Source organism: Gordonia sp. NPDC057258 (assembly GCF_042668985.1).
Taxonomy (GTDB): Bacteria; Actinomycetota; Actinomycetes; order Mycobacteriales; family Mycobacteriaceae; genus Gordonia; species Gordonia hongkongensis.
The window spans coordinates 125071-141114 of sequence record NZ_JBHUXZ010000003.1 but is presented as its reverse complement, the minus strand read 5'-3'; the positions used below and the strand labels follow the sequence as shown (position 1 = coordinate 141114).

Genomic DNA, 16044 nt, shown 5'->3' with positions numbered 1-16044 from the left:
GCGGCGGCCGGCCGACGTCACGACTTCTCGATGATCCCGGGGGCGCTGGCCGAACCCGCCGCACGGTAGCCGAACATGCGGCTGAGATCGGCGGCCGCAGAGACGACGGTCGCGGTCAGCTCCTCCGTGTCGTCCGGGTCGAGCCGATAGCGCGGGCCGGAGACGCTCAGGGCCCACACGATGGTGCCCGTGTGATCGCGTACCGGTGCGGCAATCGCCACCAGGCCGACCTCGAGTTCCTCCACCGCCATCGCCCAACCCCGGCGCTCGACCTCGCGCAGGTCGGCGACGAGGTCGTCGATGTCGACGACCGTGTGGTCGGTGAACCTGGTCAACCCGCCCGCGAAGGTCTCGCGCACCTCGTCTTCGGACAGACCGGCGAGCAGGACCTTCCCCGAGGACGTCGCGTGAGCGGGGGAGGCCTGGCCCACCCAGGTGCGGAGGGCGACCGCGGACGGCCCTTTGGCCTCGACGACGTTGATGGCCTGCGACTCGGCGAGGACGGCGAGATTGGTGGTCTCACCGGTCTGCGCGGCCAGCGCGTCACAGGTGTCCTGCCCACATCTGGTCATGTCGAGGGTTGCCATCGTCGACCCGGCGAGGCGGACCACCGTGAGGCCGATCCGGTACTTGCGACCGTCCGGTACCTGCTCGACGAAACCGCGTGCCTCGAGTGACGAGACGATTCGGGAGACGGTGGATTTGTGGACGCCGAGCTCGACGGCGAGTTCGGTGATGCCGGCCGACCCGGCGGACCCGATGAGCTCCAACACCTGCAGTGCCCGATCGACCGCGCCCCCCGGACGTTCGGTCTCCGCACTCTGCTCAGTCATCGCAGCGCCCAGGGTACCGGTCGGGGCGGGTGGGACCGGAACCGCGTCGCGAACCGCGGCAAGCCGTCCCGGGCGGGTCACGGGCGTCGGTGGGTACCCGGAACCGCTCATCTCCGGATCCGGGTCATCTGAGGATCGACCACCGGGTCGGCGATGACGACGGCCGTGTGATGGGTGGTCTGGTAGGCGACGTCGACCGAGGTGTCGTCGGGGAGGTCGGCGGGCAACCAGGCGTAGGCCAGGCACGCGCCGACCGTCGCCGACCACCCGGCGCTGGTGACGTAGCCGACGACCCGGCCGCCCATCGATACCGGCTCCTTGCCCAGGACGACCGCCGCCGGATCGGTGAAACGCAGGGTGCGCAGCGTGTTCGGCGCATCACGCTCGGCCAGGGCGGCGCGGCCGAGGAAGTCGTCCGCGGTCTTGCGGATGGCGAAACCGAGCCCGGCAGCAGCGGGCGTGTGCTCGGTGGTCATGTCGGAACCGGCCGCCCGGTAACCCTTCTCGATCCGCAGGCTGTTGAAGGCGATCCGGCCGGCCGCGATGATGCCGTGGGGATCGCCCGCCGCTGCCACCGCGTCCCACAGCGCCGGTCCGTCGGCCGCGGAAGTGTAGATCTCCCAACCGAGTTCGCCCACGTACGAGACACGCATCAGGGTCACCGGGATTCGGGCGACGGTGGTGGTGAGCGCACGGAAGTAGCGGAGGCCGTCGTTGGTGAGGTCGGCCGGCGTGAGCGGTGCCAGCACGTCGCGCGCCAGCGGGCCCCAGAGACCGAGACAGCAGGTGGCCGTGGTGATGTCGCGCAGGACGACCGAGCCGTCCGCCGGGAGGTGCCGGCTGATCCAGTCGAAGTCCAGCGGACCGTTGGCGCCCACCTGGAACACGTCGTCGGCGAGCCGGGCGACGGTCAGATCCGAACGGATGCCGCCCTTCTCGTCGAGCATCAGCGTGTAGGTCACCGAGCCGACGGACTTGTCCATCTTGTTGGTGGTGAGGTGTTGGAGAAGGGCGAGCGCACCCGGACCCGACAGCTCGAACCGGGTCAGCGGGGTCATGTCGTACATCGCGACGTGGCTGCGGGTGTGCGCCGCCTCGGCGACGGAGACAGGCGACCAGTGCCGGGCCGACCAGCTGTCGCGCTCCGGTATGACGAGCCCGTCGGCGAGCTTCTGATCGAGCAGCGGACGGTTGGCCTCGTACCAGGCGGGTCGTTCCCAGAGCCCGCTCTCCCAGAACTCGGCGCCGAGTGCGGCCTCGCGGTCGTGGAACGGGCTGAGACGAACGTTGCGCGGGGCCTTGCGCTGATCGTGCGGGTGGATGATGTCGTAGACCTCCACGAAGGCCTGCGAACTCGTGGTGAGGATGAAGTCGTCGGTGAGTGCGTCGTCTTCGAAGCGGTACAGGTCGGTCTCGTGGACGTCGACACCGGGAGTGCCGTCGATCATCCACTCCGCCATCGTCTTCGCGACGCCCGCCGAGTGGGTGACCCACACGGACTCGGCGACCCAGAAGCCGGCGAGGTCGCGGTGTTCGCCCATGACCGAATGGCCGTCGGGGGTGAACGAGAAGATCCCGTTGAAGCCCTCCTCGACCTTGCCGTTGCCGAGTTCGGGTAGCAGGGCCACCGAGTGCTGCCACGCGTCGTCGAAGTCCTCCGGGGTGAACATGAGCTTGGAGGGCATGTCCGCCAACGTGATCGCGGTGTCGTGGTCCAGATCGCCCACGTCCGAGGGCATCGGCCGGTGACCGTAATAGCCGATGCCGATCCGGTCGCCGTGTTCGCGGTAGTACAGGTCGCGGTCCTGGTGGCGCAGGATCGGCAACGTCGCCTCGGCCAAAGCGGAGTTGACGCCCCTGCGAGAGGCGACGGGGGTGGTGATCGCGTATTGATGGGCCATCGGTACCAACGGGATGGTCAGTCCCACCCGGCGGCCGAATTCGCGGCCCCAGAAACCGGTGCAGCACACCACGATGTCGGCGTCGACGACTCCGGTCGAGGTGCGCACCCCGCGCACCTCGCCGTTGGCCTCGACCACGTCGATGACCTCTTGTCCGCCACGGAACTCGGCGCCGCGCGCCATCGCGCGGCGGGCCTGGGCCTCGACCGCGCGCAGCGCTTTCGCGAGGCCGTCGTTCGGCGTGTGCAGCCCGCCGAGGACGGCATCGCGTTCGAGGAGCGGATGCATCGCAGCGCATTCCGCGGGGTCGACGAGTCGGTGTTCGATGCCACGAGCGGCCGCCCACCCGGCCTTGCGATGCAGGTCCTCCCACCGTTCCGGGGTGGTGGCCAGTTCCAGTCCGCCCACCGGGTTGAAGCACCAGCCGTCGGGATGAGTGAGCGCGGAGAACTTCTCGATCGTGTAGGAGGCGAGCGCGGTCATCGTCTTGGACGGATTCGTCGCGAAGACGAGGCCCGGCGCATGCGAGGTCGACCCGCCGGTGGCGAAGAGCGGGCCGCGGTCGAGGACGGTGACGTCGGTCCAACCGCGCTCGGTGAGCTCGTCGGCGAGTGAGGTACCGACGATGCCGGCGCCGACGATCACGACTTTCGGTGCAGCCATGGGGAACAATCCTTTTCGGGCAGGTGTGGGGTCTGTAGGAGCCGGGTCCGGGGCCGGTCAGGTGAAGACGACGGTGCTGGTCCCGTTCATCAACACCCGGTACTCGCTGTGCCACCGCACGGCGCGCGACAGGGCCAGCGCCTCGGCGTCGCTGCCGACAGTGGCGAGTCGGCGCGGATCGTGGGTGTGGTCGATGCGGATGACCTCCTGCTCGATGATCGGGCCCTCGTCGAGATCGGGGGTCACGTAGTGCGCGGTGGCGCCGACGTACTTGACTCCGCGCTGGTGCGCCTGGTGATAGGGCTTGGCGCCCTTGAACCCCGGCAGGAACGAGTGATGGATGTTGATCGCCCGGCCACGCAGGGCCGAACAGGTCTCGTCGGAGATGATCTGCATGTACCGGGCGAGGACGACCAGATCGACGTCGTAGGACGACACCAGGTCGAGCATCGCGTTCTCGGCCGCCGGCTTGGTCTCCGGGGAGACCGGTAGATGGTGAAACGGAAGGCCGGCCGATTCGGTCATCGGGGCCAGATCGGCGTGGTTGGAGGCGACGGCGACCAGCTCACCGCCGAGGGTGCCCGAACGCCAGCGGAAGATCAGGTCGTTGAGGCAGTGCCCCAGTCGAGAGACCATCACCAGGATCCGCTGCGGTGTCTGGTCGTTGATCGAGTATCCGGCGCCCAGACCGGTGGCGAGATGATCGAAAGCCGCCGACAGCTGCTGCGAGCCGGACTCGTGGGCGGACGCGAATTCGGTACGTACGAAGAGGGTGTGGGTCATCGGGTCGTCGTACTGCTGATGGTCGAGCACCTCGCAACCGTGGCTGTAGAGGAACGAGCTGATCGCGTGCGTGACGCCGCTGCGCGACGGGCATCGCAGGGTGAGGGTGAATCGATGAGACATGTGGTTCCTCTACGGCAGCGGGGAAGGAGCGGGCACGATGGCGTACTCGGTGGCGGCGTCGACGAGCCACGCGGCGAGGTAGTCGGCGTAGGAGTTGCGGACGAGGAGGGCGAATCCGTCGGGAACGCGATGCACGATCACCGCGGCCTGGGCCAGCAGTGTCTGGGCCACGTCGTCGGGCCCGAAGCTCCTCGGCGACAGATCGATCGCGCAACCGTGGGCGAGGATCGTCTCGGCGTGCGGGCCGCCGACGACGAGGCGGGTGCGCTGGCCGGAGGCATCGGCGACATACGCGCCGCCCTGCGCACGGTCGGCCATCGCCGCGGCGAACTCGTGCGGTGCAATGCCGGCCGCGTAGGCGAGATACTCGTCGGGACCCAGCCAGACGACCGTGGTGTCCCCGTCGCGCGTCATCCGGCAGGCACCGGGCAGGTCGAGCTGCTCCGCCGCGGCGGGTTCGGTCGGTCGGATCACCGTCTGTGCCACCGATGTCGGGCGCAGCAGTACGGCCGGGGCCAGTTCGGCGAACCTCGCCGACCAGTGCTGCAACGGCGAAACCGGTTCGAGGGCGCCGTTGTCCGGCAGAGAATGCACGGTGGTGTCAGCCATCGCGTCGGGCTCCTTCCGCGTCGACGAAAACGGTTGTGGTGATCTCGACTTCGCACAGCGTGTCGCCGATGGGGACATCGAGCCGGCTGCCGATGAGGTCGCGACCGCCCTTCACCAGCGCAAGGGCGAACGGGCGGTCCAGCTCGGCGCTGCGGTAACTCGACGTCACGTGCCCGAGCATCGGCACCGGCGGCGGTGGCAGGGTGCGGTCGACGCGGTGGGAGATGATCTGCGAACCCTCGGGGAGCCGGGTGCTGCCGTCGACCGGCAGCAGTCCGACGAGGTGCTTGCGGTCGGGCGCCGTCGCGGATTCACGCGCGAATGATCGCTTGCCGATGAAGTCCGGCTTCTTCTTCGAGACCGCCCAGCTCATCCCGAGGTCGTGGGGCGTGACGGTGCCGTCGGTGTCCTGGCCGATGATGGGATAGCCCTTCTCGGCGCGCAGGACGTGCATCGTCTCGGTCCCGTAGGGGGTGATGGCGTGCGGTTCACCGGCGTCGATGAGTGCCTGCCACACCGCTTGGGCATAACCGGCCCCGACGTTCACCTCGTAGGCGAGTTCCCCGGAGAAGCTGATCCGCCCGATCCGCACGGGCACGCCGCGAAAGGTGGTGTCCCGCCACGTCATGAACCCGAACGCATCGTTCGAGACGTCCAGATCGGGGAACACGGTGCCCACCACGTCGCGCGAGCGTGGGCCGACCACCGGGAACGTGGCCACCTGGTCGGTCAGCGAGGTCATCCACACCCGGAGGTCCGGCCACTCGGTCTGATGCCATTCCTCCATCCAGTCGAGGACGGCCGCGGCGTTGCCGGTCGTGGTGTACACGGTGTAGCGGTCGTCGGCGATCCGCATCACGGTGCCGTCGTCGAACACCATGCCGTCCGCGCCGCACATGACGCCGTAGCGGACCTTGCCGACCGCGAGGGTGCTCATCATGTTGGTGTAGAGCAGGTCGAGGAAGGCCGGGGCGTCGGGACCGGCGACATCGATCACGCCGAGGGTGGAGCCGTCGAGGATGCCCACTCCCGTTCGCACGGAGGCGCATTCGCGGAGGGCCGCGTCGTGCATGTCCTCGCCGCCACGCGGGTAGTACCGCGGCCGTTTCCACTGGCCGACGTCTTCGAAGACGGCGCCGCGCTCGACGTGCCAGTCGTGGATCGGGGTCCGCCGCACCGGGTCGTACCGGTCGCCGCGATCACGTCCGGCGAGCGCGGCGAAGGTCACCGGGGTGTACGGAGGACGGAAGGTGGTGGTGCCGGCGTCGTTCACGGGGATGCCGAGCCTCTCCGCGACGATGCCGGAGGTGACGATGCCCGAGGTCTTGCCCTGGTCGTGCCCGGTGCCGATGGTGGTGTAGCGCTTGACGTGTTCCACCGATCGCATCCCGGCACCCAGCGCCCGGGCGATGTCGGCGACGGTCGCGTCGCGCTGGAGGTCGACGAACGAGAGGGTGTCGTCGTCGGGACTGTCGGGCACGTACCAGCAGACGGCCGGCGCGGCCGGAATCCGCTCGGTGACGCGCGGGATGGCGCGCAACTCCGGTGGCGCCATACCGAGTCCGGCGAGGGTCGCCACCGCGCCGCGTCGACCGTCGGCCAGGCTGTCGCCCAAGGTGGTCGAACCCGCTGCGGCACCGACGATCTCGGTCTTAGACACGGTTCCCGTGGGCAGGAAGGTCGCGGCTCGGTCGTCGAAGGCGATGGTTCCGCGCAGTTGACTCCAGAGGTGCACCGCCGGATTCCAACCGCCACTGACCAGGACGGTGTCGCAGACCAGGGACGAGCCGTCGCTGAGGTCGATCCCGGTGACCGCATCGGTGCCGTGCGCTCGGATCACGGTCGTACCCGCGAGGATCGGGATGCCGCGCCGGCGGGCGTTCTCGCCCAGGTCCGCGCTGACGGCCGGGCGGACGTCGACGACGGCGGGAACCGAGACCCCGGCGTCGACGAGCGCGAAGGCCGCGGTGTAGGCGGAATCGCATGCGGTGAAGACCACGGCCGTCCGGCCGACCCGGACGCCGTAGCGGCTGAGGTAGTCACCGCCGGCGCCGGCCAGCATGACCCCGGGCACGTCGTTGCCGGCGAAGACGATCGGTCGCTCGTGGGCGCCGGTGGCGAGAACGAGACGACGAGCCCGGATACGGTGCACCCGTTGCCGGGAGAGGTGTGCGGGGGCGTCGCTGCCGAGGTGGTCGGTGCGGTGTTGGACGGCCAGGACGAAACCGTCGTCGTAGGCACCGAACGCGATCGTACGGGTCAGGCGCGTGACGTGCGGGTGCGAATCGAGTTCGGCGACGGCTTCGGCCACCCACCCGGCGCCGGGAGTACGGCCACCGGGTTCGCTGCGCTCGTCGACCAGGAGAACGTGGGCTCCGGCACGGGCGCAATGGAGGGCCGCCATCAGGCCCGCGGCGCCCGCACCGACGACGAGCACGTCCGGATGGTGGTGGAGCGAGTCGTATCGGGCGTCGTCGACGGTGCTGCTCAGCTTTCCCCAGCCCGGTACCCCGTGGGCGACGAGGCCGGGACACAGGGCGACCGTGGTGGCCGGCACCATCGGTTCCACGAACGGGGCGTCGATGCCGACCTGCGCGGTGGCGTCCTCGGCCCAGGCTCCGGTGACGCCGCGCGGGCGCCCGAGGTTGACGCTGGTGGTGACCACCCGCACCCCGTTGGCGAGCAGGGCCGACGCGAGGGTGTCGCCCGCGTAGCCGCGGTAGGTGACCCCGTCGAACACGAAGTCGATCGGCGTGCTCCGGTCGATGCGTCCACCGGCTCCGGTCCGGAACGGCTGAGCGGGAGTGGATTTCGGGTCGGTGGTGCTCATCGGGCTGCTCCGGATGCGGGTTCGGTGGGGGATGCGGTGGCGGGCGACCGCGAGGGCACCGTCTCGCCGGTGAAGGCGTGCGTGCGTGTGTCGCGCTCGACGGTGAACCACTGGCGGCACCCGGTGGTGTGGCACCACCGTTCGGTCATCGCCCCCTTGGGATTGGGCCGGAAGAACAAGTAGTGTGCCCACGCGGTGTCGTCGAGGTCGGCGGGTCGCTCGGGATAGGCGACACCGGCCGCGGCACCGTAGTGGAACTCGGTTTCCTCACGGGGCCCGCAGTGCGGGCAGCGGATCATCTGCATCGTGGTGTCCTCGGCGGTGGCGGGTTCAGTGGGCGACGGCGGCCGCGCCGTGCTCGTCGATGAGGCGGCCGGTGACGAACCGGTCGAGGGTGAACGGTGCGTTGACGGCGTGCGGGCTGCCGGTGGCGATCGTGTGCGCCAGCGCCCAACCGACGCCCGGGGTCGCCTTGAATCCGCCGGTGCCCCAACCACAGTTGAGGTAGAGGTTCTCGTACGGGGTGGCACCGACGATGGGTGAGGCGTCGGGGGTGACGTCGACGATCCCGCCCCAGGTCCGCAGGAGGCGGGCCCGCCCGAACACCGGGAACAGCTCCACCGCGGCAGCCATCTGACGCTCGATGATGTGGAAGGCGCCGCGCTGCCCGTATCCGTTGTAGGAGTCGACCCCGGCGCCCATCACCAGCTCACCCTTGTGGGCCTGGGACACGTAGACATGCACCGCGTTCGACATCACCACGGTCGGGTGGATGGGCTCGAGGAGTTCGGACACCAGGGCCTGCAGCGGATGACTCTGGATCGGAACCCGGAAACCGAGCTGGTCGGTGAGCGTCGAGGTGTGTCCGGCGGCGCACAGCGCGACGGTGCCCGCAGCGATGCGGCCGCGGGTGGTCTCGACGCCGACCACCCGGTCGCCGTCGGTGACGAACCCGGTGACCTCGCAGTTCTGGATGATGTCGACGCCCGCATCGCTGGCGCTGCGAGCGAAACCCCAGGCGACGTAGTCGTGTTTGGCGATGCCGCCACGGGGTTGAAAGGTCGCGCCCAGCACCGGATAACGGATGTCGGAGGAGGTGTTGACGATCGGGCACACCTCCGCGACCTGCTTGGGATCCAGCCATTCGGCATCGATGCCGTTCAGCCGATTGGCCTCCACCCGCCGGATGCTGTCGCGCACATCCTGTTCGGTGTGGGCGAGGTTGAGTACGCCGCGCTGACTGAAGAGGATGGGGTATCCGAGCTCGTCCTCGAGACCCTCCCACAGCTTCAGCGAGTGCTCGTAGATCCCGGCGCTCTCGTCCCAGAGATAGTTGGATCGGATCAGGGTGGTGTTGCGCGCCATGTTGCCGCCGGCCAGCCAACCCCGTTCCAGGACGGCGACATCGGTGATGCCGTGGACGCGGGCGAGGTAGTGGGCCGTGGCGAGACCGTGGCCGCCGCCTCCCACGATGACGACATCGTAGGAGGACTTGGGTTCTGGTGCGCGCCAAAGGAACTCGGGGTGGTGGGGGAGGTGGGCGCCCGGGGGCGCCAGGCCCGCGGGACGCGGTGTCTTCTGGCTTGTCATCGTCGGGTCTCCCTCAGAAATCGATCACGACCGGGGACAGGGGTTCGGCGCAGCAGAGCAGGATCTTGCCCTGCGCGATCTCTCGTGGGCGGATACCGCCCTGGTGGTTCATGACCACGTCGCCGGAGACCTTGCGGACCTTGCAGGAACCGCACAGGCCCACACCACACGTCGATGGCAGGGTGACGCCCGCTTTGGCGGCGGCGGCGAGGATCGTGGTGCCGGGACCCACGGTGACCCGCCGGGCGCGTCGGGAGAAAGCGACGACCACGCCGGTGTCGGACTCCGACTCGTCATCGGTGGGCAGGCTGAACCCGAAGCTCTCCTCGTGGATCCGAGCGAGAGCCGAGCCGGCCGACACCAGTGCGCCGCGCACCTCGCTGCGAAAACGCCCGGGCCCGCAGAGAAACACCTCGCGGTCACCGAGGTCGGGGCAGACCCGTTCGAGCATCGCGCGGTCGATGCGCCCGCGGTGTCCGGTCCAGTCGGGGAAGTCGCCGGCGCCCATGCGCGTCGCCGCGAACGCCAGTGTCACGTTCGGATGCCGACGGGCGAGTTCCTCGAGTTCGTCCCGGAATGGGATGTCGTCGACATTGCGCGCACTGTGCACGAAGGCGATGTCGAGCGGGGACTCGCTGTCGGTGACCGATCGGAGCATGGACATCACCGGCGTGATGCCACTCCCGGCCGAGACGAACAGGTACTTCTCGGCCGGACGAGCGGTGTAGGTGAATCGACCCAGCGGTCCGGAGGCGGTGATCATCATGCCTTCGACCATGTTGTCGTGCAACCAGTTCGAGACATGGCCCCCGGTCACGCGCTTCACCGAGATCGACAGGCCCCCCGGCCGGGTCGGGGGTGAGGAGATGCTGTAGCAGCGCTGGACGGGCCGGCCGTCGATCTCCACGGTCATCGCCAGGAACTGACCGGGGGCGAAGACGAAGGTCCGGTGGTCGTCCGGGCCCCCGGCAGCGGAGCGCGACGGCGACCCGCCCGCGACCCGGAAGGTGAACGTCGCCATGTCCCGGGTGGTGTCGGTGCGGGACACGCACTGCAGGAAGATGTTGTCGGCCATGGTCGCTCTCAGGCTCCCGCCGCGCCGGAAGAGCTGTCGGCGGCCGGAATGTCGAGCCGGTGGCGCAGCATCGTGACATACCAGTTGACGAAGGCCTCGACCTGGATCTCCGACGTACTGTAAGGGCCGGGAACGTAAGCGGGATCGCTGATCCCGCTGTGCGCGAGCGCAACGAGGTCGGCGTCCTGCTGATTCGTCGTCTCCCAGACCCCGGTGAGCTGGTCGAGGTCATAGTCGACGCCCTCCACGGCGTCACGATGGACGAGCCAGGTGGTGCGCACCAGGGTCTGATCGGCGGAGACCGGGATGACCGCGAAGAGCACGGCGTGGTCGCTCGTCACGTGCAGCCACATGTTGGGCTGCAGGTGCATCGACAGCCGGCCGAGTCGCGCGTCGGGGATGTCGGTGAGGAGGCGGCCGCAGGCCGCGGAGCCGTCGAGGGTGAACGACTCGCCGGCGAGGTCGAGTGCGTCGCGCTCGATGTGGAATCCGGTTGCGCGCGTGTCGAGTTGGACGACCCGGGTGTGGGGTAGGCCGTGGCGGTCCCAGATCTCGGTCTGTTCCGCGGTGGCGCGGTGGAACCGGTCGAACGCCGGCGCCAGCCGGCTGGGGATGGCGTCGGTGTCGCTGTATCCCCAGGTCGGGAAGAACACGTTGAGGAGTTCCGGATGGCCACCGCAGTGGTAGCACTCGCGGTTGTTCTCCATCGTCAGTTTCCAGTTGCCGTCTTCGACGATGTCGACCTGTTTGGCCACCTTGGCCTCGGCGAGACGGTGCGGCGTCAGATAGGGCTCGACGACGGCGGCGACCTCGTCGATGTCGGCCGGCGGGTCGTCGGCCAGGCAGATGAACACCAGGCCGCCGATCGTGCGGACATGTACCGAGCGCAGCGAGTAACAGGACTTGTCGAAGCCGGGCGCCTGGTCATCGGCGAACTCGAGGCGCCCGTCCATCCCGTAGGTCCACGAGTGGTAGGTGCACACCAGGGTCCCGGTCGATCCGCTGGGCTCGGTGAGCAGGCGGGCCCCTCGATGCCGACACACATTGTGGTGGGCCCGGACCCGGCCGTCGTCGTCTCGGACGACGATGACCGACCGGGTCGAGAAGGTGATGGTGACGTAGTCACCGGGATCGGTGATCTCGGCTTCGGTGGCCACGAAAATCCATGACTGAGAGAAGATCTCGTCGACATCGAGGTCGAAGAACTCCTGGCTCACATAGAACTCCGCCGGCAGGCTCTCGCCTGCGCGGCGGTCGGCGATCAGAGCGCGGGTGCCGGTTTCCGGTGCCCTGGTGGCGGCATGCGCGACGAATGGTGCAGTCATCAGCAGTGCGGGCCTCTCTGCACGGTCGGTGACGGATCTGTCGGGATGGCGGTTACATCGAGATCAACTGCATTGCAGTCGATCTCGAGACAGTCGGACGGCGCGTGGATTCGGCCGGGCCAAGCTGGGGGAGTGTTGATTTGTTGCGTCATACGCAACGACGCGCATGCTATGCAACAAGTGTGAGTCTCGGGTCTTGCGGTGTCAAGCGGGACGTGCGACCGTTTCTCCACGAGCCACACAGGCGTCGAGGGACCGTCGAGAGCCAGGCTCGGCCGCTCTACCCGACAGGGGTCGCATCATGACCGTCTGCGTCTTCGAACTGTTCTCCGTCGGCGTCGGACCGTCGAGTTCGCACACCGTCGGGCCGATGCGTGCCGCCCAGCGATTCGTGGCCGGCCTCGCGCGGACGGGAGACCTCCTCGAGGTGACGCGTCTCGAGGTCGACCTCTACGGATCACTGGCCGCCACCGGAGCGGGACACGGCACGCTGACCGCGGTGCTGCTGGGTCTGGAGGGCCACGAGCCCGAGAGCATCAGCTCCGAGACGAAGGCGGCGCGGATCGCCGACATGGAACGCACCGGGCGAATTCGACTCGGCGGGCTGGTCGAGTTGCCGTTCAGAGCGAACGACATCGGTTGCCATCCGCGGGTCATCCGTCCGCGGCACCCGAACGCGATGGAACTGCGGGCATCCACCCGGGGCGGTGCGCGACTGCCTGCTGAACGGTATTACTCGGTCGGCGGCGGTTTCGTCGTGACCGACGCGAGTCCGACAATCCGTCGGTTGGTACGGACGTACCATTCGGCAACGGCTCCCGACGACGTGACCGTCCGGTTCCTGTTGGCCGCGGGTGCGATCGGCGGGCTCATCAAATCGGGGGCGTCGATCTCGGGTGCCGACGTGGGTTGCCAGGGCGAGGTGGGTTCCGCGGCGGCGATGGCCGCCGGTGCACTGGCCGAGATCCGCTCAGCGTGGTGGAGTGCTGAAGCCGGACGCTAGTCGCCCAGCACCCGCCGCAGGTAGTCGTTGGCGAACACGCGGGACGGGTCGTATCGGTCCCGGACGGAACGGAATTCGTCGAACCGTGGATAGACGCCGCGTAGATACTCGGCGTCTCGGGCGTGCATCTTTCCCCAGTGGGGCCGGCCGCCGAGACCGGTGAGGATGGCTTCGACGTCGGCGAAGTAGGCATCGGAGTCGGCGGGATCGTCGCGGTGATAACGGTGTACGGCGATGTAGCCGCTGGTGCGTCCGGAGGCGGTGGAGAGCATGAGGTCATCGGCCGCGGCGGCGCGGACCTCGATGGGGAAGCTGACGAGGTGGTCGCGCCGGTCGAGGAGGGCGCGGATCTCGCGCAGCGCCTCCGGCACGGCCTCGAGGTCGACGGCGTACTCCATCTCGCGGAACCGGACGTCGCGGTCGGAGACGAAGACCCCGGTGGAGGAGTCGGTGAACTCTCGTGCGGAGAGCGCGCGACCGGTGACCCCGTTGATCGTCGGCACCAAACGCGGCGCGCGCGCACCGATCTCGCACAGCAGACGAAGGGCCTTGTTGCTCAACAGTTCGTCGTCGATGTAGCGCTTGACGCGCGACGGCCCGGTGACCGGGGCGTCGGGACCGACCCGCGTGTTCGTCTTCACCAGAGCGCAATTGGTGTGCGGGAACAGGTAGAACTCGTGGTGGTCGGTGGTCGCGACGCGCTCCTGGAAGGCGGCGATCGCCGCATCGGCCGTCTCGGGACCCTCGACCGCGTGCAGCCGGAACTCGTCGACACAGTCGATGGTCAGTTCCACAACGACTCCGAGCGCGCCGAGGCCGAGTGCGACGGCCTGCATGTCGGCGTCGTCGGCGGTCACGGTGACGATCTCGCCGGAGCCGGTGACGATGGTCGCGCCGACGATCTGGGTGCTGATGCCGCCGAAGGCGAGCCCGGTGCCGTGGGTTCCGGTCGAGGTGGCGCCGGCGATCGTCTGACGATCGACGTCGCCGAGATTGGTCATCGCGAGTCCGAAAGGTGCCAGGATCCCCGGGATCTCGTGCAGGTGTGTGCCGGCGCGCACGGTCACTCGGTGGCCGTCGACCGCGACCAGACCACGCAGGCGCGACAGATCGAGTTGCACGTCGTCGGCCACGGCTATGGGGGAGAAGCTGTGTCCCGCGCCGACGGTCTTCACCGTGCCGCCGCGAGCGGCCGTCTCCCGGACGATGGCGGCGATCTCGGCGGCACTCGCCGGGTGCAGCACCTGGTTCGGCGTGCAGGCCGCGGTGCCGCCCCAGTTGCGCCAGCCGGGCGCCGAACGCGCAGCGGTCCTGCTCACAGGAAGCACCTGCCCTCTCCTCGGTAGGTCGGTACGACCTCATCGACCACCGCGTGCCCGGCGTCGTCGCGGCCGACGATCGCGACCTCGCGCGCTCGTTCGCACACCTCGCCGGACTTGGTGTGCCGGAACCACACCCGACTCCCGACGGCGATCTCGTCCGCGACCGCACCTCGCAGTGGGGTCTGCACCTCGCCGGCGGCCTCGGTACCGACGTAGGTGAGTCCGTGCGGCCACACGGGTGTGGGCAACCGGTCGGCAGCGGGCGGGCCGGACGCGATCCAACCGCCGCCCGCGCAGGTCACGACGCCGGGCGCCGGGCGGCGGACGACGTCGAGACCGAAGGACAGCGCGGGGGCGGGACGGAACCGCGCGTACCCGTCGAACAGATGGCCGCCGAACAGACCGCTGCCCGCGGCGATGTCGGTGACCGAGCGGTCGCGCGCGGTCTCCTCCAGGGAACCGGTGCCGCCTCCGTTGACGAACTCCAGGTCGGCGATCCGGCGCACGTCGTCGATCACCTTGCCGCGGCGACGGCGCAATTCGGCCATCGAATGTCGTTGCATCGCGCGAATGGCCCGGTTGGCCAACGCCTTACCGGGCGCCGCATCGGCCACCCCGGCCACCTGCGCTTCGTAGGACATGACCCCGACGAGATCGAAGCCGGGCCGTGCCACGATGATCCGTGCCAGCTCGAGTGCGTCACGACGGGAGTGCACCGGCGAGCGGCGAACCCCGATGTGCACCCGCCCGCCCAGTAGACGGTATGACGCGTCGAGGTCGATCGCGACGCGGATCGGCGGCCGGGCGGACGGAGGCACGACGGCGTCGATGAGGTCGAGTTGGTCGACGGAATCGACGAGCACACTCACCCGACGGGTCGCGACCTCGTCGGCGGCCAAGGCCGCCAGCGCATCCCGCCGCACACTGGGGTATCCCATCAGCACGTCGTCGATCCCCGAGGTCGTGGCGAGCCAGTGTGCCTCGGCCACGTCGTAGGCGAGCACCCCCGCGAAACCGGCGCGCGCGGTGATGTCGTCGATGACCGAGCGGACACGGACGGATTTCGTGGCCAGGCGGATCGGGACACCCGCCGACCGACGGGTGAGATCGGCGACGTTGTGCTCCAGGGCGGCCCGGTCGAGCGCGAGGACCGGTGCGTCGAGTCCCGCATCGGCGACCGCTTGATCAATTGCCGCCCAATAGGATTCGGGATCACTCAGCCACGGCGCGGGCGTCGGCGTCACCGGTGCCGCGTCGGGCGCCTCACCCGAAGCTGACATGGGTCATGAGCTGATCGGTGATCGAGCGGATGATCGCGTCGACGACCTTGTCGTCGGCGGTGCTGAGGTAGACGAGGGTGATCGAGTTCGTCGCCGCGATGATCAGCGGACCGAGGTCCTCGACCGGCGTGGTCCACTCCATGGGCGTCAGGTGGGCCATCGACCGCAGCCCGGCCGAGGCCACCCGGTAGAGCTGCTCGTACATGTGCTTGCCGACCTGCTGCAGCTCCGGGTGATTGTGCGCATAGATGCCGAGCGCGATGGTCGCCTGCATCCGGCCGGGATCGGCTTTGAGCAGGTCGTAGAACGCGTGGAACTGGCTCACCATGCTCGACCGCATCGTCTCCACGCCCGGCTCGGGTCCGTAGTCGGCGGCGGGCAGCACCGCGTGCAGCATGCGCTCGATGTCGGTGGGGACCGCCGTCTCCATGACCGCGCACAACAGTGCGGTGCGACTCTCGAAGGCATAGTGGAAACGTGCGAGCGGCATGCCGGCGTGGGCGCAGATGCGACGCGTGGTCGCGCCCTCGACCCCATGGTCGGCGATCACACGGTACGCCGATTCGAGAAGCGCGCTTCGACGTTGGTCGACGGACATCCGTGCCACTGCGGTATCTTCCTGACCACATGCGCCGGCGCATGCTCGGGTGGACAATATCGCCGCAGCCTATCAGTGCCGGTGAGGCGCACAATGCCGTTCACCCGGA

12 protein-coding genes and 1 pseudogene are annotated in these 16044 nt (G+C 69.0%); 1 reads left to right on the top strand and 12 read right to left on the bottom strand.

Annotated elements, in window-relative coordinates:
* Nucleotides 1-17 precede the first annotated feature (17 nt).
* The 9 genes from ACFUEJ_RS03915 to ACFUEJ_RS03875 form a co-directional block, all read right to left on the bottom strand.
* Complete coding sequence (locus ACFUEJ_RS03915; protein ID WP_068972052.1) at nucleotides 18-833, bottom strand: IclR family transcriptional regulator; 816 nt, start codon at nucleotides 831-833, stop codon at nucleotides 18-20.
* Nucleotides 834-940: 107 nt separating this feature from the next.
* Nucleotides 941-3397, bottom strand: a complete 2457-nt coding sequence (locus ACFUEJ_RS03910; protein WP_388027668.1) for an FAD-dependent oxidoreductase — start codon at nucleotides 3395-3397, stop codon at nucleotides 941-943.
* A gap of 57 nt (nucleotides 3398-3454) precedes the next feature.
* A complete protein-coding gene (purU, locus tag ACFUEJ_RS03905; protein ID WP_265968829.1) occupies nucleotides 3455-4303 on the bottom strand; it encodes a formyltetrahydrofolate deformylase in 849 nt (282 codons plus the stop codon).
* 9 nt (nucleotides 4304-4312) lie between these two features.
* Nucleotides 4313-4912, bottom strand: a complete 600-nt coding sequence (locus ACFUEJ_RS03900) for a sarcosine oxidase subunit gamma (RefSeq protein ID WP_226512727.1) — start codon at nucleotides 4910-4912, stop codon at nucleotides 4313-4315.
* The gene (locus ACFUEJ_RS03895; protein ID WP_265968830.1) at nucleotides 4905-7742 is read right to left on the bottom strand and encodes an FAD-dependent oxidoreductase; all 2838 of its coding nucleotides are present in this window, start codon (nucleotides 7740-7742) and stop codon (nucleotides 4905-4907) included. Before ACFUEJ_RS03895 ends, ACFUEJ_RS03900 begins: the two co-directional genes overlap by 8 nt.
* Entirely contained in the window at nucleotides 7739-8047 is a 309-nt protein-coding gene (locus ACFUEJ_RS03890; RefSeq protein WP_065630783.1) for a sarcosine oxidase subunit delta, read from the bottom strand. Before ACFUEJ_RS03890 ends, ACFUEJ_RS03895 begins: the two co-directional genes overlap by 4 nt.
* A gap of 25 nt (nucleotides 8048-8072) precedes the next feature.
* Nucleotides 8073-9332, bottom strand: coding sequence for a sarcosine oxidase subunit beta family protein (locus tag ACFUEJ_RS03885; RefSeq protein ID WP_065630784.1), 1260 nt, complete (start codon nucleotides 9330-9332; stop codon nucleotides 8073-8075).
* Between the two features lie 13 nt (nucleotides 9333-9345).
* Nucleotides 9346-10407, bottom strand: coding sequence for a hybrid-cluster NAD(P)-dependent oxidoreductase (locus ACFUEJ_RS03880; protein ID WP_265968832.1), 1062 nt, complete (start codon nucleotides 10405-10407; stop codon nucleotides 9346-9348).
* Nucleotides 10408-10415: 8 nt separating this feature from the next.
* Entirely contained in the window at nucleotides 10416-11732 is a 1317-nt protein-coding gene (locus tag ACFUEJ_RS03875; protein WP_078113432.1) for an aromatic ring-hydroxylating dioxygenase subunit alpha, read from the bottom strand.
* Between the two features lie 301 nt (nucleotides 11733-12033).
* Here ACFUEJ_RS03875 and ACFUEJ_RS03870 point away from each other — a divergent pair.
* Nucleotides 12034-12699 (top strand): annotated as a pseudogene (locus ACFUEJ_RS03870) (serine dehydratase beta chain); the annotation flags it as partial.
* A 32-nt stretch (nucleotides 12700-12731) separates the two neighbouring features.
* Here ACFUEJ_RS03870 and ACFUEJ_RS03865 read toward each other — a convergent pair.
* From ACFUEJ_RS03865 to ACFUEJ_RS03855, 3 genes are read right to left on the bottom strand one after another with little or no spacing between them, the layout of a single operon-like run.
* Nucleotides 12732-14063: a D-arabinono-1,4-lactone oxidase gene (locus ACFUEJ_RS03865; protein WP_078113430.1), complete on the bottom strand. Its 1332-nt coding sequence runs from the start codon at nucleotides 14061-14063 to the stop codon at nucleotides 12732-12734.
* On the bottom strand, nucleotides 14051-15337 hold the full coding sequence (locus ACFUEJ_RS03860) for an alanine racemase (protein ID WP_078113429.1): 1287 nt from the start codon (nucleotides 15335-15337) through the stop codon (nucleotides 14051-14053). The genes ACFUEJ_RS03865 and ACFUEJ_RS03860 overlap by 13 nt, the downstream gene beginning before the upstream one ends.
* On the bottom strand, nucleotides 15321-15944 hold the full coding sequence (locus ACFUEJ_RS03855) for a TetR/AcrR family transcriptional regulator (RefSeq protein ID WP_058251576.1): 624 nt from the start codon (nucleotides 15942-15944) through the stop codon (nucleotides 15321-15323). Before ACFUEJ_RS03855 ends, ACFUEJ_RS03860 begins: the two co-directional genes overlap by 17 nt.
* Nucleotides 15945-16044: the final 100 nt, after the last annotated feature.